The organism is Shewanella sp. SR1 (assembly GCF_020447145.1).
GTDB classification, from domain to species: Bacteria; Pseudomonadota; Gammaproteobacteria; order Enterobacterales; family Shewanellaceae; genus Shewanella; species Shewanella baltica.
On record NZ_JAJAEF010000020.1, the window covers coordinates 17,955 to 39,504 of the forward strand.

20 protein-coding genes are annotated in these 21,550 nt (G+C 46.5%); 6 read left to right on the forward strand and 14 right to left on the reverse strand.

All coding sequences use genetic code 11. The features are described 5' to 3' along the window. Positions 1–13 precede the first annotated feature (13 nt). From KV201_RS16840 to xthA, 5 genes are all read left to right on the forward strand, one after another. Positions 14–2,239, forward strand: a complete 2,226-nt coding sequence (locus KV201_RS16840) for a TonB-dependent siderophore receptor (RefSeq protein ID WP_226059976.1) — start codon at positions 14–16, stop codon at positions 2,237–2,239. A 141-nt stretch (positions 2,240–2,380) separates the two neighbouring features. Continuing rightward, complete coding sequence (locus tag KV201_RS16845) at positions 2,381–3,505, forward strand: IucA/IucC family C-terminal-domain containing protein (protein ID WP_226059977.1); 1,125 nt, start codon at positions 2,381–2,383, stop codon at positions 3,503–3,505. Positions 3,506–3,625: 120 nt separating this feature from the next. Then, positions 3,626–4,171, forward strand: a complete 546-nt coding sequence (locus KV201_RS16850; RefSeq protein WP_012587356.1) for a septation protein A — start codon at positions 3,626–3,628, stop codon at positions 4,169–4,171. After that, positions 4,171–4,470 (forward strand): YciI family protein, encoded by a 300-nt coding sequence (locus KV201_RS16855; protein WP_006082200.1) that lies wholly within the window; start codon positions 4,171–4,173, stop codon positions 4,468–4,470. Before KV201_RS16850 ends, KV201_RS16855 begins: the two co-directional genes overlap by 1 nt. Further along, positions 4,470–5,282: an exodeoxyribonuclease III gene (xthA, locus tag KV201_RS16860; protein WP_226059978.1), complete on the forward strand. Its 813-nt coding sequence runs from the start codon at positions 4,470–4,472 to the stop codon at positions 5,280–5,282. Before KV201_RS16855 ends, xthA begins: the two co-directional genes overlap by 1 nt. Positions 5,283–5,574: 292 nt before the next feature. Here xthA and KV201_RS22655 read toward each other — a convergent pair whose 3' ends face one another. From KV201_RS22655 to KV201_RS16920, 12 genes are all read right to left on the reverse strand, one after another. After that, the gene (locus KV201_RS22655; protein ID WP_220773395.1) at positions 5,575–5,781 is read right to left on the reverse strand and encodes a KTSC domain-containing protein; all 207 of its coding nucleotides are present in this window, start codon (positions 5,779–5,781) and stop codon (positions 5,575–5,577) included. A gap of 8 nt (positions 5,782–5,789) precedes the next feature. Further along, on the reverse strand, positions 5,790–6,008 hold the full coding sequence (locus tag KV201_RS16870) for a hypothetical protein (RefSeq protein WP_226059979.1): 219 nt from the start codon (positions 6,006–6,008) through the stop codon (positions 5,790–5,792). A gap of 99 nt (positions 6,009–6,107) precedes the next feature. Continuing rightward, complete coding sequence (locus KV201_RS16875; RefSeq protein WP_226059980.1) at positions 6,108–6,923, reverse strand: hypothetical protein; 816 nt, start codon at positions 6,921–6,923, stop codon at positions 6,108–6,110. After that, positions 6,857–7,318 carry a hypothetical protein gene (locus tag KV201_RS16880; RefSeq protein ID WP_226059981.1) on the reverse strand — a complete coding sequence of 154 codons (462 nt, stop codon included), beginning with the start codon at positions 7,316–7,318 and terminating at the stop codon, positions 6,857–6,859. The genes KV201_RS16875 and KV201_RS16880 overlap by 67 nt, the downstream gene beginning before the upstream one ends. A gap of 678 nt (positions 7,319–7,996) precedes the next feature. Beyond that, complete coding sequence (locus tag KV201_RS16885; protein WP_071939555.1) at positions 7,997–9,451, reverse strand: methyl-accepting chemotaxis protein; 1,455 nt, start codon at positions 9,449–9,451, stop codon at positions 7,997–7,999. Between the two features lie 104 nt (positions 9,452–9,555). Further along, positions 9,556–10,047: a DUF1097 domain-containing protein gene (locus tag KV201_RS16890; RefSeq protein ID WP_006085447.1), complete on the reverse strand. Its 492-nt coding sequence runs from the start codon at positions 10,045–10,047 to the stop codon at positions 9,556–9,558. A 211-nt stretch (positions 10,048–10,258) separates the two neighbouring features. Continuing rightward, positions 10,259–12,505, reverse strand: a complete 2,247-nt coding sequence (locus KV201_RS16895; RefSeq protein ID WP_226059982.1) for a molybdopterin cofactor-binding domain-containing protein — start codon at positions 12,503–12,505, stop codon at positions 10,259–10,261. 1 nt (position 12,506) lies between these two features. Further along, the gene (locus KV201_RS16900; protein ID WP_226059983.1) at positions 12,507–13,025 is read right to left on the reverse strand and encodes a (2Fe-2S)-binding protein; all 519 of its coding nucleotides are present in this window, start codon (positions 13,023–13,025) and stop codon (positions 12,507–12,509) included. 3 nt (positions 13,026–13,028) lie between these two features. Next, entirely contained in the window at positions 13,029–13,766 is a 738-nt protein-coding gene (locus tag KV201_RS16905) for a nucleotidyltransferase family protein (RefSeq protein ID WP_226059984.1), read from the reverse strand. Continuing rightward, the gene (locus tag KV201_RS16910) at positions 13,766–14,782 is read right to left on the reverse strand and encodes an XdhC family protein (RefSeq protein WP_226059985.1); all 1,017 of its coding nucleotides are present in this window, start codon (positions 14,780–14,782) and stop codon (positions 13,766–13,768) included. The genes KV201_RS16905 and KV201_RS16910 overlap by 1 nt, the downstream gene beginning before the upstream one ends. A gap of 389 nt (positions 14,783–15,171) precedes the next feature. Beyond that, positions 15,172–16,911, reverse strand: a complete 1,740-nt coding sequence (locus tag KV201_RS16915) for a methyl-accepting chemotaxis protein (protein WP_071939561.1) — start codon at positions 16,909–16,911, stop codon at positions 15,172–15,174. Between the two features lie 146 nt (positions 16,912–17,057). Next, entirely contained in the window at positions 17,058–17,702 is a 645-nt protein-coding gene (locus tag KV201_RS16920) for an MBL fold metallo-hydrolase (protein WP_226059986.1), read from the reverse strand. Positions 17,703–17,957: 255 nt separating this feature from the next. Here KV201_RS16920 and KV201_RS16925 point away from each other — a divergent pair, with 255 nt between their 5' ends. Next, positions 17,958–19,247, forward strand: coding sequence for an alpha/beta fold hydrolase (locus KV201_RS16925; protein WP_226059987.1), 1,290 nt, complete (start codon positions 17,958–17,960; stop codon positions 19,245–19,247). Between the two features lie 214 nt (positions 19,248–19,461). On the opposite strand, the gene KV201_RS16930 is transcribed toward KV201_RS16925, so the two are convergent. Then, complete coding sequence (locus KV201_RS16930) at positions 19,462–19,845, reverse strand: cytochrome c3 family protein (protein WP_226060007.1); 384 nt, start codon at positions 19,843–19,845, stop codon at positions 19,462–19,464. 42 nt (positions 19,846–19,887) lie between these two features. Beyond that, positions 19,888–21,525: a histidine ammonia-lyase gene (gene hutH / locus KV201_RS16935; RefSeq protein ID WP_226059988.1), complete on the reverse strand. Its 1,638-nt coding sequence runs from the start codon at positions 21,523–21,525 to the stop codon at positions 19,888–19,890. Positions 21,526–21,550 lie beyond the last annotated feature (25 nt).

The window sequence follows — 21,550 nt, forward strand, 5'->3', positions numbered from 1 at the left end:
AACCCCAACCTAAATGGAATTAAAGATCACCATTATGAAGACTTTCCCTCTCTCCAGCATCGCACTCGTCTGCAGACAAGCCATCGTTAACCCAAAGCTATTGCTGTGCTCAGCCATGTTAGCCAGTGTGCCTCATGCCGTAGCAGACACTGTGGATGCGGATGGTAAAACCAAGAAGCACCAAAAAGAGATTGAAATCATCAATGTCATTGGCGCTAAGGATTTACACGACAATCGCTATAAAACCCAAGCGATGAACACAGCGACAGGGCTCGATTTATCCTATTTAGAAACGCCGCAGTCGGTCACGTCTATCACCCGCCAAATGATGAACGATCAACAGCTTAATAGCGTGATTGATGCCATGACCAGCGTTGCCGGGATCAATGCCCGCCCTATGGATAACGACAGATACAGCATTAGTGCCCGCGGCATTGCCGTGACCAGCATACTGTACGATGGTGTGCCAACCACCTACGACACCCGCTTCAACTATGGCGATAATCTCATCGACACCGCCATCTATGAGCGAGTTGAAGTGGTACGCGGCGCGACGGGACTCATGACGGGAGCCGGTAATCCATCGGCGGCGATTAACCTTATCCGTAAACGCCCAACTCAAGAGTTTATGGGCAGCACATCGGTAAGTGTGGGCTCATGGAATAATGTGCGCAGTATGGTCGATGTTTCCAGCGGCTTAAATGACTCAGGGTCGGTGCGCGGTCGCGTAGTAGCCGCCTATCAGGATAAGGATTCGTTCCAAGACAGGTATGAGCAGCAGCGCACTACGCTATACGGCATAGTCGAAACCGATATTGGCGATAGCACCTTATTCACCCTTGGTGTCGATTACCAAGATGCCACACCGAGCGGCACTATGTCGGGCGGTTTACCGCTATTTTACAGCGATGGCAGTCGCACTAACTATGATCGCGCCACTTCAACGGCGCCCGATTGGGGCTCGGCGCATACCCAAGGCCTCAACACCTTTGCAAGTCTAGAACACAGATTTGATAATGGCTGGAACCTAAAAGGGACCTACACCTATGGCGACAACTCACTTGAGTTCGATGTGCTATGGGCCACGGGCTATCCCGATCCTATGACCAATATCGGCGCAACAGCAGGCTCTATCGCCTATGTCGACGGCAGTCGCACCCAACACAATGTGGATTTACGCGCCGAAGGACAATTCCAGCTCTTTGGTCAGGAACATCAATTGATGTTTGGCTGGAATGGTCAGCGACAAGAGTTCGCCAATCCCTATTATTACCCCACTGCTGCAGTACCACCACTGGGGGATTTTCGCGATCCAAACTTCCAATATCCTAAACCTCAATGGAAGGAGGCCTATACCACTGGCTCATTTGGTGAAACCAAACAGAGTGCAGCCTATGTGGCGACTCAGCTTAATCTCAGCGATGCTTTAGCTGTCCTCGTCGGATTACGTCTCAATGAGTGGGAAACCGACCAAGATAACTTTGGCAGCCTGTACGATTTCAACATCAGTAACGAACTCACTACTTACTTCGGCCTCACTTACGCTCTGACCGAGCAATATTCGCTCTACGCCAGTTATACCGACATTTTTGCACCGCAAACTAAGCAAAGAATCGATAAAAGCTACCTAGAACCGGTCAAAGGGAAAAACTACGAAGGCGGGATTAAGGCGAGTCTATTCGATGAGGCCTTAGATATGTCGCTGTCGGTGTTTGAGATCAGGCAAGACAATGTTGGAGTCAGCACTGGCGATGTGATCCCAGGAACCACAACGCAAGTGTATGAAGGCGTAAACGGTACAAAAACACAGGGATTCGAATTTGAATCAACAGGTAAAATCACTGATGACTGGAATGTTTACTTAGGCTACACCCAGTTCACTAGCGAAGATCCTAAAGGCAAACGCATCAGTACCATCTCGCCACGTCAGCAGTTAAAACTCTTCACCACTTATACCTTTGGTGGTGATTGGCATAAATTGCAAATTGGTGCGGGGGTTAACTGGCAGAGCCGAGTCTACCAAACGGTTAATTCGCCACTTGGCAAAGTCGAAGTAGAGCAAGGCTCCTATGCACTGGCGAGTCTGATGGCAAGTTACGCCTTCACCGAGCAACTTAAGCTTAGCGCCAACCTGCACAACGCCTTAGATAAAACCTACTACAGCCAAGTCGGTCAATACAGCCAATTTCAATACGGTACGCCGCGCAGTGCCAGCTTAACCTTGGACTATCGCTTCTAAGTCAGACTTTTATTGAGATAGTTCGAAAAACCTTGTGAGCCCAAATCTTGGGCTCACAAGGTCCTCATCTATTGGACTTATCAATAATAGCGGGGCTTATCAATCACAGCGGCAATCAATCACAGCCATTAAGGAGTCATTATGGCAAGCCAACGAGGAGACACCAGACTGCAACTATTGCGCGATACCTCGCTCAGCCACGACGGTTTGAATCACACCATTTTGACACTCAATCAGCTGTTACATGAGCGGGCGCCCTTCTATGGCGAGCACCTTAGCGCAACGACCTCACCCACGGGACTCAGTTTCGATGAATGGAGCTGCGCCGATACTTATCAAAAACTCATTGCGCGTTTTGCTATAGCGCACCCTAGCGCCGAAAATCAGACTGAAACTAAAACCGAAAACGAAACCGAGACGGATAAAACAGCTGCAACCAGCCGAACGCCTGCTTTCGCCAGTAAAAGCGCTTTGGTCAGTAAAAACGCTGTGCCCAGTAGAAAAGACACTCGCAAAGCACTGCATTCACTTTGGAGCCAATGGTATTTCGGCCTCTTAGTTCCGCCTATGATGGAGTGGATTTTCAACGCCCCAAAAACCGATGTAGAGACTCTTCACTGGCAGCCACAATCCGTGTTTATGCAGGTACACCCCAGTGGCCGAGTGGCCAAATTTGAATTTAACATCGCAAAATACCAGCCAATTACCGCTTTGACCTTTAAAAAACATCACGGCATCGAGCCACTTTGCCAAACCAACACTAAGCCAAGTATCAAGATAGACACTGAGGTACACTCGCCATTAAGCCCATATAAGCCGCCAGTTGATAAAGAACTTGTCCTACAAGGTTTTATCTTAAACTTACTGCAGCCGAGTGTTGAGCGCCTGCTCACTCTGAGCCCTGTACCCGCCAAGTTATATTGGAGCCACTTAGGCTATCTGATCCACTGGTATCTTGGGGAACTGGGACTCACTGAGCCGCACTGCCAGCAACTAAAACAAGCCCTGTTTCGCCGCACGACCTTTTTAGATGGCAGCATAAATCCGCTGTATAACAGCATTAACTTACTCATCGAACCTGAGCACAACAGCGCAACACCGAATACAGTTGCGAGAATAGTAACGAGTACAGCATCGAGTCCAAAAATCCACTGCATTCGCCGTATATGCTGCTTAAGGTATCAACTCGCCAACACAGGCCAATGCCACGATTGCCCGCTGTTAAGTCGTGCAAAGGTTAACGTCAACGCCGCCAAGCCAACGTGAAGCTAGCTTATAAGATTAAATCGGTTTAATGGGCAAGATCGCAATCCTAGGCCCATGATGCTTTTGCCCTTATGTTGCACATGCTACACTCAAGCCTATGTCTCTTTAACACGATTAATTATGAAACAACTGCTTGATTTCCTGCCCCTCGTCATCTTTTTTGCTGTCTATAAATTTTTCGATATTTATATCGCCAGCGGCGCATTGATCGCAGCCACCGCGCTTCAATTGATCGTGACCTATGCGCTATATAAGAAACTTGAAAAGATGCACTTGATTACCTTTGCTATGGTGACAGTGTTTGGCACACTCACTTTAGTGTTCCACGATGATTCTTTTATTAAGTGGAAAGTGACCATCATCTACAGCTTGTTTGCCATCGCCTTAGGTGTCAGCCAATTGCTCAATAAATCGATATTAAAGTCGATGTTAGGCAAAGAAATGCAAGTAGAAGACAAGATTTGGGCTCGCGTAACTTGGTATTGGGTCGTCTTCTTCGCCAGCTGTGGCCTAGTCAATATCTATGTCGCCTTTAGTTTGCCATTAGAAACTTGGGTCAATTTTAAAGTGTTTGGTTTAACCGCTTTAACCTTAATTAATACTGTCCTGACCGTATTTTATCTTTATAAACACCTTCCCGAAGATCAACGCAAGGAACTCAAATAATGTGGTATATGATTTCAGCTCAAGATTTTGAGAACAGTTTAGAAAAACGTTTAGCCGCTCGCCCTGCCCATTTAGCTCGCCTGCAAGCCCTCGCCGATGAAGGTCGTTTACTGATCGCTGGCCCACATCCAGCCATTGACAGCGAAAACCCAGGTGATGCTGGCTTTAGTGGTTCACTGGTTGTCGCCGATTTTGAATCCTTAGTGGCAGCAAAACACTGGGCCGATGCCGATCCTTATATCGAAGCGGGCGTGTATAAAAGCGTTGTCGTTAAACCTTTCAAACGAGTCCTGCCCTAATGAAAATAGTGTCCTTTAACATCAATGGTCTGCGCGCGCGCTTGCATCAATTACAAGCCTTGATTGATAGCCACCAGCCCGACATTATCGGCCTGCAAGAAACCAAAGTGCACGACGAAGCGTTTCCATTAGCCGACGTCGAAGCCATGGGATATCAAGTGCATTACCACGGCGGCAAGGCCCACTATGGCGTTGCTATGTTGTCTAAAGTCGCGCCAGAAAAGCTGCAAAAAGGTTTTCCAACCGATGACGAAGATGCCCAGCGCCGCATGATTATCGGCACATTTACCCAAGCGAATGGTCGTCCGTTAACTGTATTCAACGGCTATTTCCCCCAGGGCGAAAGCATAGATCACCCAACAAAATATCCTGCTAAACGTAAGTTTTATCAGGACTTAATGCACTACTTGCAGACAAATCACAGCAACGATGAAGATATCGCCATCATAGGTGACATTAATATTTCACCGACCGATTTAGACATAGGCATAGGTGAAGTCAATCGTAAGCGTTGGCTGAAAACGGGTAAATGTAGCTTCCAACCGGAAGAGCGTGAGTGGTTAAAAACCTTGCAAGACTTGGGTTTAGTCGACACTTTCCGTCAATTACACCCAGAGCGCATCGAACGTTATTCTTGGTTCGATTACCGCAGCAAAGGTTTCGATGACAACCGCGGCCTGCGTATTGATGTGATTTTAGCAACACCTTCACTGGCAGCACGTTTAGTCGAATCCGACGTCGATTACGATCTTCGCGGCATAGATAAACCCTCAGATCACGCGCCCATCTGGAGCACGTTCAAAGAGGTTTAATCCGCTAGGGTTAACCCTGGATATCGATATCAAAAACATCGGCCTAAACCGATGTTTTTTTATGGGTGCAACATAGTTTATTTTTGTCGCTCGATGAATAGTCAGATTTGATACTGAACGTAGCTAACCTCTGGACAAAAGCGTGATAGCTCCTTTGCTCTAACTCGTCAGTTTCAGATTAAAATTTCTCTGGAGATAACGGTGCCAACACGGGCTGCCGAAACGTAGTGTAGGCCGTCCAGTGCAATGCGTTTATTGCATTGCACGATGTGCTTGGCCTTGTTAAATGTTTTTAGCAATCGTAGCGATCTTTTATATATTGATGATAATACTGACCAACTGAGCGAGCATTCACGAACTCTTTAAATACACGCTCAGGAACTCTGCAAAATGTATAGACAGGGTCACTATCTTCAAAGTCGATATACATGCGCATTGAATCTGAGTCATATCCAATACGGCGTATAGCCGTAGACCTAACATTTACCCACTCAGTCATTTGAGCTCCTACTTTTTAAGCCAAGGTAGTGTATTGGAGGGGCCATAAATATGACCATCGTCTATCCAAAACTTACCACCATCAGTTGGACCCCAAATCCAGTTGTCTTCAATCCACCACTTTCCAGAATTGTATGGCCCCCAGATCCAACCATCGTCGATCCAGAATTTGCCCGATTCTTCAGGCCCCCAAATGTCATTAACGTCAATCCAATATCCGGTATACATGATTACTCCCTGTACATTTAACGCTCACAACAGCAGACGTGTCTTAAGTTGATGTAGCGAAGCGAAAGCAGCTTAAAACCGTTCCTCTGATTGTGTTTGTTAGGTTATTTTATGCTTAAAAAACTCTTCCCCAAATAATTGGTCGGTAATTGTATTTTTGTACAAATGTCCGCCACAAATAGCCTCTAATTGTTCATGGGCTAGGCCGCCAAGATGCAACTTATACTTTTCAGCCGAATCTGTTCTAGTTTTCATTTGCAACGTCATATACGATGGGTAATCATGACCATCAAATTCTTGGTATTTATTTGCCCAAAACAGACAAGCGGCCATCCCTGAACGTATAGTAAGATATGCGTACCCCATTAGAATTGATTCTCTAATACTATGCTTCCACACGAGTGGCGTAGTTTTTCCTAGCAAAACACAGAAGTAAGCATGCATACAATCATCTCTTATTACAGGGTGAGGATGTACGCCTTTCACCTCATGAAACTCCTCAGAATAACTCTTTTCACAAAACCTATTAAACATGCAAGTAACTGAACAAAGTAACAAATACATTGAATTCGGCCCGCAAAAACCTTCTCTCTCCATATATCGTATAGTAAGATCTAGCCCTTCAATATCCGCAAGAATTTCTCTTGATTGTCCCCCAATATCAATTTCGGAAGGTTCGCCATTTATTTCGTAAAATTCAAAATTATTAGATGTATTTTCTTTAAGCTTGTAATGACATTGAATTAGATGAGAAAGCTCATGGAAAAATACCCAAGATAACATAAGTTCAAACATTAAAAATCTAACTGGTACTGTTCTCCTGAGTAAACTTAACCGTTTTTCATTTTTTAATGATGGGTTTTTACTGCTTTTTTCTTCGAAATCTCCAGCCAAACCGAGGAAAATAATGCGCATATATGACTAATTTCATATTCCATTAAATCAGGTACACCAGATTCAAATTTAAATCTGGCTCCTTTAAAAGCATCCCAATTTTTGTTTTTAAAATTATGAGTATTACTTGCTAGTTTTTCAGAGTAAATTGGGAATGTTAAGGCATCACGATAGATTTCTTTAATCATTCCAAAGTGAATGATGATTGTAGGTTTTTTGGGGGATAACTTATTTACAATAGCTGCTGCGTTAACAGAGTCTTTCAAAGGAGTATTTGTGGTTAATTCCCCACCAATCGGATGGAAAATCTCATTATTTGCCCATTGAGTTAATTTATTCAGCAACAACTCTGAGAACCTTTCCATCAACTCAAAGTCAAGACATTCTTCTTCATGGAAGGATTCTAGAACGTCCATTTTTACCTCGTTGGATCAGTGAAAACGCGCACGGTTAACTATCTGTATGCAAAGAACTTATCAGCTTTCTACCAAATACACCATCTGGAAAAATGCGCATGCGCGTTTTCCAAACCTATTAACTAAAAATCAGCTATTATAGTCACCTGATTTTATAGAGTTTTGTTTGCTGTTGATGGAGTTAGTGCGCACTGATTCTGTATTCAAATCCCCCCCTAACTATCTAAATTTAAATACGACTATATACCCACACATTGTTAGTCGATTTATGGTAAGGCCAGACATAGGCAAATAGATAAGAATTTGTATGGCAACAGGAGTGGGAATTTTCGATTGAGCTAACGAGCCGAAACACGGATTGAGGCAATAGCTTTTTAGCTAATCGAACAGCGATAGGGTTAGTGAGGATTGGTATTGATGCAACTGTGACCGTTGGCGGCATGGATGCCGTCGTCGAGCCCTCAGGGACGAGTTTATGGCGAGTCATAGTGGAAACAATAACAATGAATACTGCGCAACTGGCAATATATCGCTCGCTTTTGAGGTATTTAGAGAATGAAATGGCGGAAATCTACGATTTCCGCCATTTTCAGATGATACGCGAATACTTAACATGAGACTCAGTATCGGGCGTTATTACTCAACAACCCATGCCGACGACTCACATTAAAGGTGAAACTAGCTAGTGCGGTACTGCTTTAAAATGCCATCTAGCTCGACCGAGGCATGGTGCAGATCATTGGCTAAGGTCACACTGCGCTGGGCCGTTTGTTTGATGGTTTCCGACTGATGGCGGATTTCATTCAATTGTCCGGCAATGTCGCGCGCGGCGACACTCTGCTCTTCCGCCGATGCGGCAATTTGGCTGCTCATATCAAATACTGCATTCACCGATTGCGCCATACCTTGAACATCGTCACCGACGGCGATAATCGCGCTGCGGCCTTCATCTGCCTGATCGACTATCTCCATGGTAATGCTAGATAAACGACTCGTGCCAGACTGTAAGCCTTCAATCATAGACTGAATTTCTACCGTGGCCTGTTGAGTTCGACCCGCTAAGGTACGCACTTCGTCTGCCACCACGGCAAAGCCACGCCCCTGCTCACCGGCACGTGCCGCTTCAATGGCCGCATTTAAGGCTAACAAATTGGTTTGCTGCGAAATACTGTTAATCGTCGTGACCACGGCATCGATACTCGCCGCATCCTTAGACAATTGTTCAACCGATGAAAACGCTGCGCCAATCTTAGTTGAAAGTAAGCCAATACTGTCCACTGTGTGGCTAATGCGCCCACGACTGGCCGACATTTGGGTTGAGTTTTCTTTAGTCTGCAGCGAAGTGTTGCTCGCGTTGATAGAGACTTCTTCAATCGCTGAAGTCATTTGCGCCATCGCCACGGCAACGGAATCGAGGAATTGATGTTGGAAACCAATCAGCTCATCACTGGTGGCCGCCTGTTGATTAAATTCATCGGATGCTAATGACAAGGTTTGTGCATTTTTACCAATGGCCGACACCATTTCACTCATGTTATCGGCGCAGCGGTCAATTTCGCGGGCAATCAAACTGAAATCGTCAGTGCCAAAGAAGTTTAATCTAAAGCTCAAATCACCATCAGCTAAGCGTTTGATGGCTAAGTACATGTCCCACAAGCCACCGCCGAGTGAGGTCGAAATCCAGTAACTCAGTTGGAATAAGGGCAACAAGCCCACTAATGCTAACCAGAACATAAAGTTAGCATCGCTGCGCGCATCGACTTCCCACTCATGGACATTCTGCGTCAGTTGTAAGGCTTGCATGCCTGACACGCTGGCGCTGGCCGTCACTTTATCCCCTTGACGCTGCGCTTCACTTTGCCTTGAAGTCACGGTTAAACCGTATTGACTGGCAAATTGTGATAAGGCATCAGCCTCTAGCTTTTGCGCCGTGGCAACTTGCGCTAAGGTATCGACGCTTGCTTGAACGCGGGCAATAGAAGCTTGCTCGACGTTTCGGTGCGCGTGTTGATAGTTGACGAGTGCCACGGCGGCCGTGATCAACGCCACCATAGAACACACTACCCAAAACTTTCCGTTGAGACTGAACTTGATCAATATGGCATCAATGGTGCGAAACTGGATTTGTTTCATCTTGATAATTCCTAAGAACAAAATGCTATTTGGCACTAAATCAGCATTATAGCCCAGATCGCCTCGACAGCTATGTCAGTAATAAGATCTGAGCAGGTATTATGCTAATCCGCGCTAGCCACTTGACTACGCGTGGCGGCAGACCACTTTTGTGTCAAGCTAACCAACTGCCCCGTTAACAGGCTCATGCTAAAACCTAATAAGCCACCAATGATCAACGACGGCACGACATTGGCCACATCACCCGCCATAGCAAAGGTAGTGCAACAGCCAATAAATGCGCCGGGAATAAAGCTAAGCTTTTGATAACTAGCCTGTAAACACATGGCCGAAGTGGCTATGCCGGTAAAAATATACCCAAATACGGGTGAGATAAAAAAGCTGCTACCCGAGATAATGAGCCAAGCCCAAAACACACCGGACAGATTCGTGCACCACGCCATCATCACGCCTTGAAAACCAGCCTTGGGTTGAGCGAAAAAAGTGCTGCAACCTAAAAAGCCAATCCAAGTGACCAGATGAAAGGCATCTGCAACGCCACACCAAATAGCCGCCAATAGGCCGGCAGAAATAGCGACTTGCCAACGATTTTCCATGGATGACCCCTTTATAATTCTATTCACGGAAGTTTATCTGTTAGTTAAATTACCTCTATTCTGGTAACAAAAACCTGATCTATTGCTAATTTTCGGCATTAATGCCCGTAAAATCGCTAACAAGCAAATTTTTTGTGGTAAAAAAACGAAAAAAGCGCTTATTAGGCGCTTTTTTGTTCAAACGGCGTTCAGTTAACTCTCTTGCCGTCACTTACACTCGCAATAGTTTACTCACGGGAAGATCGCGGATCCTCTGCCCCGTCGCCGCAAAAATTGCATTGGTTAAACTTGGGGCAACGGGCGGAACACCTGGCTCACCTACGCCTGCAGGCGCAGCATCGGACGCAATAATGATGATCTCAATATCGGGTGTTTGGGGGATCCGCAGCAAAGGATAATCGTGGAAATTCGATTGCTGTACTTTGCCCTCTTTGTAAGTGATTTCCCCCATCAAGGCTAAACTCAGGCCAAATACAATCGCGCCTTCAGTCTGGGCTTTTACCCTATCTGGATTGACTATCGTGCCCGCATCGATAGCAGCGATGGCATTCAGCACTTTAAGCTGTTTATCCTCACTCACTTCCACCAGCATGGCCACGGCGACATAACTGACAAAACTGCGGTGTACGGCAAACCCCCAGCCCTGATTTTTACCCGCCTTAGGCGCCTTAGCTTGGGCTTTTTCGACCGCGTCGATTACCCCAAAATAGCGGCTCACGTCCACGGGATGACGATCAAGATCTTCGCCATAGTTGCCATATTTAAACTGTTGGTCGGTAAAGGTCTCACGCCTTGCTTCACCTAACAGGCTACGCCACATTGCAGGGCAAGAAACCTGAGAACGATGAGCCATTTCATCGACAAAACTGCCGACACTAAAACCGTGCTGAATGTTACACACAGAGCGCATCCAACCAATACGGCTATGCGCCTGCGCTTTTACCGCTTCGTATCTTAAATTCGGCAAAGCAAAGGGCACATCCACAAAGCCTAAATCCAACTCACCGCCAGAAGGATATTCCACCCCTTCGGCAAAGGTTGAACTGATCGATGGGAATCCCGTACGGGCTAAAAGCGCGGTCGGTTTGTTATTGGCATCGAACAGCGCCTGATAGGACTGGGCGCTGATAGCATGGTAGTAACCGTTTTGGATTTCATCCTCGCGGCTCCAACTCACTTTAATTGGACGCTTGAATTGCTTAGATAACAGCGCGGCTTCAACGCTAAAATCAGGTTTAGATTTACGCCCAAAACCGCCACCCAATAGGGTAACATTCACTTTAATCGCATCTTCTGCCATACCCAACGCAGCGGCCACATTTTGCTGGGTACTTTGCGGCGTTTGGGTCGATGCCCAGATTTCACAGCCCTTTTCAGTGACATTGGCGGTGGCAACGGGCGGCTCGATAGAAGAATGAATTAAATAAGGCACGGTATAAACCGCCTTTAACGTATTCGCCTCGGGCCAGTTTTTGATTTCATCACCAGCTTGACGCACAACGTTACCGCTTTGCTGTACCCGCTCGACAAGCTCTTTCAAATAGACGCTTGAATCATGCTGACTGTTGTCGGCCTGAGTCCAAGTGACTTTTAAGGCTTTGCGGCCTTCGAGGGCACTCCAAGTGTTTGTGGCGATAACTGCAACGCCGCCCAAAGCCTGAAACGCGGGTGCGCCCTTAGCGGCGGGCAAACGATACACATCCACTACGCCGGCCACCTTGCGCGCCGCAGTATCGTCCAAGCTTGCCACATCGCTGCCAAGCACGGGCGGACGCATGATGCTGGCGTAGAGCATGCCATCGAGTTTGATATCGTAACCATAAATCGCGCTGCCGCTTAACATGGCATCCATATCAACGATTTGGCGTGATGCGCCAATCTGCTTGAAATCTTTAACCTCTTTAAAGGTTAACGACTCAACGGCGGGGACTGGCTGCTTTGATGCGGCTAAAGCTAACTCGCCGAACTTGGCCGAGCGACCCGATTTAGCATGCAACACTTTATGGTCGGCGGTATGCACCTCACTCACGGGGACTTTCCAGCGCGCTGCGGCGGCTTGCTCTAGCATGGTTCTTGCCATCGCCCCCATCTGACGCATGCGGTCGTAATTTTCGCGAATACTGCGGCTACCGTCAGTGTTTTGGCTGGCATAACGTTTATCGGCTAAGCCTTGAATGGGGACGATTTTATCCCAATCCGCTTCTAACTCTTCGGCTAATACTTGCAGAATACCGGTTCTGATCCCTTGTCCCATCTCGGAGCGATGGCAGGTGAGGTACACTTTGTCGTCTTCACCAATGGCAATAAACAGATTCAGCCGCGCTTCTTTATCCTGCGCCAGCGCCATGGGACTCCAAGTTAATCCACTCGCCCCTAATGCTAATCCGCCACCCACTGCGCCAAACAGTTTTAACACGTCGCGGCGGCTGATATTTTCTACAGCAGTAAAAGTACTCATATTAGCCCTCCTGTTTGGCATAGTTATGCAGTGCCGCTTTAATCCGCGGGTATGTGCCGCAGCGGCAGATATTACCCGACATGGCCGAGTTAATTTGTTCTTCAGAAGGTTTCGGATGCTGCGCCACTAACGCCGCAGCCGACATCAATTGGCCCGCCTGACAATAGCCGCACTGGGGCACGTTATGTTCGGCCCAAGCATTTTTAAGCTTTTGATTATCCAGCCCTTCAATTGTTGTCAGTCGTTTTCCCTGTGCCTGCCCCAAACTGGTTAAGCAAGCGCGTACGGGTTGGCCGTCTAAATGCACAGTGCAAGCACCGCATAGCCCTGCACCGCAGCCATATTTAGTGCCCGTGAGCCCTAAAATATCCCGTAGTGCCCACAGGATTGGCATTTTAGGATCGGCATCTAAGGTAAATGATTTACCGTTGATGGTCAGTGTCTGGGTTGAAAGTGTCTGAGAGGAAGCGGCGGTATTCGCTTCCTTGACGACTGCTTTGGTTGATAAAACTTCTGCCATAACTCACTCCTTAAGTGCCAACCACGACGCAAGATCGGCTTGGGTATCAATATCAATTGCGGCGCGGGGTAGTGTTATAGCGACTAACGCTCCCTGCTGTGCTTGTTGTTTTAAAATAGATTTCGCCCCGCGATCACCACTCAAATGAGTGAACAAAGGCAATGTAGAGGCATTAAAAATAGCAGGTACACCTAAATCATCCAAATAATGGGCGGCAACGTCTTTACCCGTTTCATGCCATGTCAAAATCAGTTGGCGATAATCATCGGCACTCAGAGCCACTTGGTCAGCGAGCGTTAGCAGCATGGCATCAAAGCCTTGCTCCTTGGCATAACTTGCCGCCAAACTCACAGAGGAGGCCAAACCAGTATGCCAATGCGGATTAATCAAAATATCAAAGGGTTGGCGGGAGTTAAGTTCAGCCAATAACGATTGCAATACGTGCTGGTGAGCACCGAGTATGACTAACAAAGGCATATACTGGGGCGAATGTGTGTCTTGGCGCTCCAAATCTAAATCTTGACAATGAAGCTGTTGTAAAAGCTCAACATGGGTGCAAATGATGGCTTGTTCGCGAGTTTCTGTAGCGCTAAGTGATGGTATAAGCTGCGCTAACTTAACCCCCTCAAAGCGCTTACTTTCACCCGCCGCAAGTACCACGATCAACAGCCGCTTGGATGAACGTGGCGTTTGCTCTGCCAACGTTAGCGCTGCAGACTTTGGCACTGGCGGCAATGTCATCAACGCATTATCTCATCGAGATGTTTTAAGGTCGCACCATGGAGTACGCCGTGGCATTGGGCCAAAATACTTAACGCCACTGCGCTCGGTAACTCGCCGCCAAGGGCAAGCCCAGCGGGGGCAGAAAACACCCCAGAAAAAGATTCAGTACTCAGCCCTGCCATCCCAAGCACTTTATCCCGTCTATGGGCAGGGCCAAGCAAGGCGACATAGGCGAGTGGGTGGGCTTGAATGACCTTCAATGCCGCAGCATCTAAGCCCAAGTTATGATTCATCACTACGGCGCAATCCAATTGGGCGATATGATTCGCGGTTAATTCCCCTGCGGTAAGTTTCACGATATGGGCATGGGGGAAATCCGCCGCTCTGGCATAGGCGGTACGACCATCAAAAACTGTCACTTGCCAGCCTAAGGTATCGGCCATGGCGGCAATGGGCTTAGCGTCGATACCACCGCCAAAAATCCCAAGGTGGAATCTCGGTCTCAGCGGAATAATCAGCGATTCTCCCGCCTCTTGGGTGAAGACGCCTGTGCGGACAAAATCGCTGGCGGGGAACGGTGTCAACGCTTCGGGGTAGAAAGCGGCCTGATATTGGCGCGCATCCGTCCCCGCCTTGACTAATGGCAATTGATAAAAACCCGACCGACCGTGGCGAAATGCCTGTACTAGCTCAATCAAACCAAGATCATGATTCTCTTTTAAGAGTGGGATCAACATGATATCTACTATGCCGCCACAGCCGAGTCGATAGCTGGCATCGGACTCATCGCTCGCGTCATAGGTCACGCACGTGACTTGCTTTGTCTGCATGGCCTTTTGGGCATGGCGGCGGAGATCGGCTTCTAAGCAGCCGCCACTTAACATACCCACGCCTTGACCAAACTCATGGAACAACATCATGGCGCCGGGTTTGCGATAGGCAGAGCCTTGAATTTGGGTGATCACCGCAAGCACCCAAGCGTCATCCGCCAGCGGTAACCAATGCTCTAGTAAATCTTCGATTTGGTGATCCATCCGCAAGGACTCCATTGGGTTAGGGATATTTGAAAAGACTTAATGCACTTTTTTACTGTCGACACTATCGAAACAAATAACCGTCGAAACTAAAAACTGTCAAAACTAAAAAATCGCTGGTTAAGATCGCTGATGAATATCACAGCTATCGACGTCTATTTTGTTATCAAGGTTTGATGCGAGTTTCAGTTGTCGATAAAAACAGCTTCGCCAAACGCTCGACATTAAACACATGGACAACCAAGTTAGCAAAGGCGTGTGCGTATTGAAAGGAGTAATAGATGTCAAAAAGTGTCGAAGCAGAAAATATGTTCAGGGGAGGATTCAAAGAGGAAGGATTGACATCCGTGTCTTGAGTGGCGTTCGTTCGTAAATCAACCACATCTCATCTAAAACTGATATTCCCCCGCCTTAGTACGTAGTATTTGGGATTGATTGTCTAGGCTAATGGAGGTCGATTCTATCTGCTCGATAATTTGTGATACTTCACGAGAATTATCACGGATCACCATCATACTCGAAGCGATTTCTTTAGAAACCAAGGACTGTTCCTCAGTTGAAGCGGCAACCTGAGTATTGATCCCATGAATCGCTTCCGTACTATGACGAATATCCTCAAATACAGCCACGATACGTTGCAGCTCTACCCCCGCCTTTTGCATAAGCGTCGCCGCTTGAGTCACAGATGTACCCACTTGATTTGTACGACTCTGAAGGCTTGCGACAATATCATCGATTTCCTTGGTGGAATCTTGGGTGCGCTGGGCTAGTGATCTAACCTCATCGGCCACCACAGCGAAACCTCGCCCTTGCTCACCGGCCCTTGCGGCTTCAATCGCGGCATTCAGTGCCAGCAAATTCGTCTGCTCTGCAATCGCCTTAATCACACTCAACACATTACTGACTTGGGTACTTTCGTTCACTAAATGCGACATAGAGTCTTGAGTATTGGTAAACTCAGTTTCCAATACCGACATGGCTTTCAACGCTTCCGATACCGTCTGTTTACCTACAGTGACATGCGCTTCATTTTCAGCGGCGCGGCTTTCAGCGTTCGACGTACTCTCACTCACATGCACTAACGTCGTGGTCATTTCTTCCATCGCACTGGCGCTGGCGTCCAGTTCTCTCGCCACCCGATTTGAGCTTTCACGCGAAACTTGAATTGATGCCTTGGTTTGCTTCGCTAAATCAGCGACCTCTTTTGCAATACCATCCGTTGTCGATAAGGAACTAGCAAGGGAAGAGATAAACAAGTTGATTTGATTAACGATTTCGCCAATCTCTCCCTGAGTAGTAACAGAAATCCGCCGCGCAAGGTTTTTAGAGCGCTGAATGTCGAGCAACTCACTACAGGTCTGCACTAAGGGAGTCACAATCCGGCTCTTAACGATAATGAATCCACCAACGGCCGCTAGAATCACGATGAACAATACTAACTGTGACCAGTTTAATGCCGCATGTAAGGAGTCGAGTCGACCATTAACTTCACCATCGGTACGTTTATCCAACGCCGTAAAGAACTCATCAATCGGCTGCATGATCTTGGCTTTTTCTCTATGGTATTGGTCGCTATGTAGTAACTCCCTCGCCATGGTTAAGTTCGGCTCGCCTTTTATCGTGTAGGTTTGGGTGTTGGGGTCCATAAAGATACCTTTGACGGCATTCATGGCTTTCACTTCGAGGGCGACTAACGCATCTGAGTTTTTTTGGGCTTGTTCGAGGTAACGGAATTCTTCATCGGAAAAACCAAGGGACTTCATTTGCTCTTTTATAGCAATTCTCGCGCCGTCTGGCTTTGGCTTATCGCCATAACTCAGCACCAAATCCCAATAAATCTGATGATATTTTTCGGGTCTGGGTTTCTCACCATTACGGATAGCCAAAATATCCATATACATTTTTTCGTATTTTTCATCACCTGTGACGGCGTAGGTACGGGCGAGACGTGTTAAGTCATCGGAACCTTGCCTTAATTCGTCGGCAAGTTGATAGGACTGATATCGGATGCTGGCGGCATCATTAAAGAGATCGATTTTAGACTTCACATTGAAGCTCAGTGCCGCAGAAATCACGGCACTCGCAACTATGGTCGAAAATACCACACTCATCATGGTTTTTGTTTTCATACTTACCCCAATAGACGGAAGAACTGCTTTAAGTCTAGAAGGAAAATCAGAAAACATCGGTAAAAGTGGGGCAATTCGTGGAAATAATCGTTTGATTTGCGAGTGATTATCGCTCACAAATCAAACAGTTCTTAATAACGTGACACTTAGAGTAAAAGTTGGTCCGCGACAAAGGGATTATGCTCGCGCTCTTCACCAAAGGTCGACATAGGACCATGCCCCGGAATAAATTCGACGTCGACACCTAATGGCCACAGTTTTTCGGTGATCGAGTGAATTAAATCCTGATGATTTGATTGAGGAAAATCGGTGCGGCCGATTGAACTTCTAAACAAAATATCCCCCACCCACGCCAATTTAGATTGGGCAGAGAAAAGGGCAATGTGTCCCGGCGTATGCCCAGGGCAATGTAGCACAGACAAACTTTGTTCACCCACTTGCACGTTATCGCCATCCTGCAGGTATTGATCCGGTTCAAAGGCATCGCAATGGGGAAAACCGAAGTTTTGGCTTTGCTTAGGTAAGTTTTCAATCCAGAATTTATCGGCGATATGCGGGCCAATAATCGGCACATTGGCGGCTTGCGCTAAGGCTTTTGCCCCACCGACATGATCGATATGCCCATGGGTAAGAATAATTTTGTCGAGGACGAGTCCAAGTTTCGTCACTTCATTTTGGATCCTGTCAATGTTTCCACCAGGATCCACGACCGCAGCTCGCTTGGTTTTTTCACACCAGATCAGGCTGCAATTTTGCTGAAAAGGTGTCACTGGAATAATCTGATACTTCATAGCTTCAATCTCGTGTTATCCATAAGCGATAGATTACGCTAAGAAACTCATCATGGCTCAAATTTAAAATGGAAAAATTGATCTTCACCAAAAGCTAATCAAATAATCCTAGCCTGCTGCATAAACTATTTGGTCTATACCCAAGGTAGTTGAAGATACGAGTTTCAACTAGCCTAGGTTGCTGCATCTTCAGGTTATTTGGGTATACAATCTGCCAATCACAATAACATGATCCTCTGCCATTAAGGTTGTTTGATGAAACCCGATATTATTCTCGCCGGAGTGCTGGCGAAGAAACATACTTTTACCTTGCCCCTCAACTATCAAAATCCGATTGCAGAGCAAATCCAAGTGTTTGCCAGAGAACTCTGTAGCCCAGAAAACAAAGATAAAAAGCTACCTTATATCGTGTTTTTCCAAGGCGGTCCCGGATTTGCGGCCATGCGCCCCGCCAGCAACAGCGGCTGGATCCGCCGCGCATTAAAAGAATATCGGGTGTTATTACTCGATCAGCGCGGCACAGGCTTATCAACACCGATTAATTACCAAAGCCTGCAACACTTAGAGCCCGCAGCTCAAGCGGATTACCTAAGCCATTTCAGGGCTGACAATATTATTCGTGATGCCGAGACGATTCGTGCCCAGCTTTGTCCCGCCGATAAATGGGCGATTCTTGGCCAAAGCTTCGGGGGATTTTGCGTATTACATTATTTAAGCGCCGCCCCTCAAGGTGTCAGCGAGGCCTATATTACAGGTGGCATACCGTCATTAACCCGCAGCGCCGATGAAGTCTACCTTGCGACTTATCAACGCGTACTGGCGAAGAATAAACAATTTTTCCAACGCTTCCACGATGCCCAACATTTAGTTACTCGCTTAGCAAAACACTTGCTTGAAAATGAAGTGTATTTAGCAACGGGAGAACGCCTCACTGTTGAAATGTTGCAACTGCTGGGTATTAATATCGGAATGGAGCAAGGGCCTGAATCGGTTTATTATTTGCTTGAGCAAGCCTTAATCAACACGGCTTCTGGGACAGTCGTGAACCCCTTATTTTTAAATCATTTCGGTCAAATGCTCGATTACAACACTAACCCGATTTTTGCCCTGCTGCATGAGGCCATTTACTGCCAACACTCGGCTTCACAATGGGCGGCACACAGAGTGAGGCAACAATTCCCCGCCTTTAACTATCAGCAAGGTAAGCCGTTTTTATTCACCGGCGAGATGATTTACCCTTGGATGTTTGACCAATTCAGTCATTTAGTACCGCTTAAAGCCGCGGCAGAAATCCTTGCCCATAAATCAGATTGGCCTGCACTGTATAATCTTGAACAACTGGCGCAAAACCGCGTCCCCGTTGCCGCAGCCATTTACAGTGAAGATATGTTTGTCGAGATGCAATACAGCCTAGAAACTGCGCAACAGGTCGGCAGGCTAAAGTATTGGTTAACGTCAGAATATGAACACAACGGCATTCGCATGGATGGTGAGCACATACTGGATAAGCTCATCAGCTTAAACCGAGGTGACACCTTAAGATAAAGGTTAATTTTAAGGGCTAATTAAGTTAACGCTGACATTATAAACCTGCTCCTCATCTATTGAGTGATTTTGGCAAGTTTCAACGACCTATTTCCGTATGAGTAAACCGTTTTGGTTTACTCTTTTTTTTTGCAAAAAAATGCACTCACCTTAGGCGAGTGCATTGACCAAAATAGTCAAATAGACAGGGAAGTAACGTGTAACAGTCTTAGAACTATCGCTTCATCTTAGGGTAAGTAAATTCGTGGCATTGATTACAATAAACTTTACTTTCTTTATGCTCCTGATGACAGTAAGTACAAGGTAAATCAGTACCATAATGTAAACTATCGTGAGGATTAGGCTCGACAGAATGTCCTGCGCCTTCAGGTCGCTTAGTCAGCTTAGCTAGCTCTTCGGGTGAGCCGTGACAACGACTACACACAGTTGCATCGGGTATTGTCTTACGCTTGGTATCACCATGGCAGGCTGTACAGTCAACCTTACCATTCGAGCCTGTCATAACTTCCTTATGATAATCCTTAATATTCATAGAATTAGCTGTTATTGGCAGTATGAGCATGCAGCCAAGTAAAAGTGTATATAAGGGTTTTAACATCATACTCTTCCTATGGCAGGGCAAACTGCCCCGCATAACATATTAATAATTAGCGATAAATTCAGTTGAGGCTTGGATATCAGGCGTGAAAGGGCGATCTTTTACTACAAATGGCACTTTTTCACGATATGCCTTGTACATGGCTTCGGTAGCTTTACCTAAATGAAGATCTGGATTGGACAACTTGCGTAGATCAATCGCTTGACTTGAATGCAGCAGCTCTAAACCGTAAATCACGCGGGTGTTATCGACAATCTGGATCAAATTGTCAGCGGCAAACTTAAGGTTAGTGAAAGTATCTTCAATACCCCCCGCAATTGAGATCCCATCAAATGACACTGGGGTCGCCAACTGTTTATTACGAACCTGCATATCTACAAATGCTTTTTGAATCGCGCCAAAAGCATGCCCATTATTTCCTGGAGCACTTAAAAAACGTGGCAGTTTAGTAAAGTGATCATCGGATAAATGGACAGTGCGCATGACACTGTTATGGGATACATGTGTTAGTGCCACACTCAAATTTTGTACTGCTAGTGCGACAGGTAGAGGTTCAAAGTTAGTGGTTGGGAACACGCCACCTTGACCTTCGACCATGTACTTAGCAACCTGTGGAAATTTCGTATACTCATTGGATGCACCAACAATAACGGCGGGGTTATCATCCGAATGATTTATTTGAATATTGACCACATCATTCAGCTCAGCCAAAGCATGCTCAGCGCTCGCTAAAGTATATGCTGTCGTTCTATAACTTAGAGGATCCTGCAGCGGACGTTCATCATTAAGCTGCCATAAATAGCTACCATCTAACTGTTTTAGAATGTCACTTGTGCTGGCTTTAATATAAGGGAAAGGACGAATATCATTGGTTTGTGGTAAAAAAGGAGCAACGTTACCGTTTAATCCTTCAAGGCTTAATCCAAACAGTGTCGGGGACACGGATAATAGCTGTTTTGCCGCTTGCTGCCCTTGCATTGCATAAGCTACGGCAAAAGCGTTGTTAGACAGAATAGATAGCGCATCTTTACCCATAGGCACAAGTGGTGTAATTCCGGCATCCGCCATAGCATCCTTACTGCTAACACGTTGTCCCTTATAGAATACTTCCCACTCACCAACCATAGCCAACCCGACATGGGATGAGAGCAAAATATCCGCTTCACCTACAGTGCCATTTACTGGAATGACAGGCGTTAATCCCTTATTGAGATAAGCCTCATAAAGTTCAGCAACAAGAGGTTGAACCCCAGTTTGCCCTGCGAGCATAGTATTTAAGCGCACCGCTAAGGCTAATCGTGTTAAACGGATAGGTGCTGCGTCACCGACTCCTGCACTATGGGCACGAAAGGTACTGTAGTTAAAGTTACGAGATGCCTCTAGTACTGCATCACTCAGCTTGCCATTGGCATCAAATAACTTGTGGTCTTTGTTCAAACCAACGCCCACTGTTAGACCATAAACTGGCTTACCTAAACGAGCAGCTTCCATCAATAAGCCATTAGCCTTAACGAGTTGAGTTTTAGCTTGGGATGCTATTTTAACTTTAGCGCCATCGGCAATCGCCCATGCTTGTTCTTGCGTTAGATGTTTGCCATCAAGGACGACTTGATCCATCGCTAAAGCACTCCCTGAGAGTAGGCTCAAAGTAAACGATGCCATCAAAACAGATTTATTCATTGTCATTCTCCAATATATTGTTATT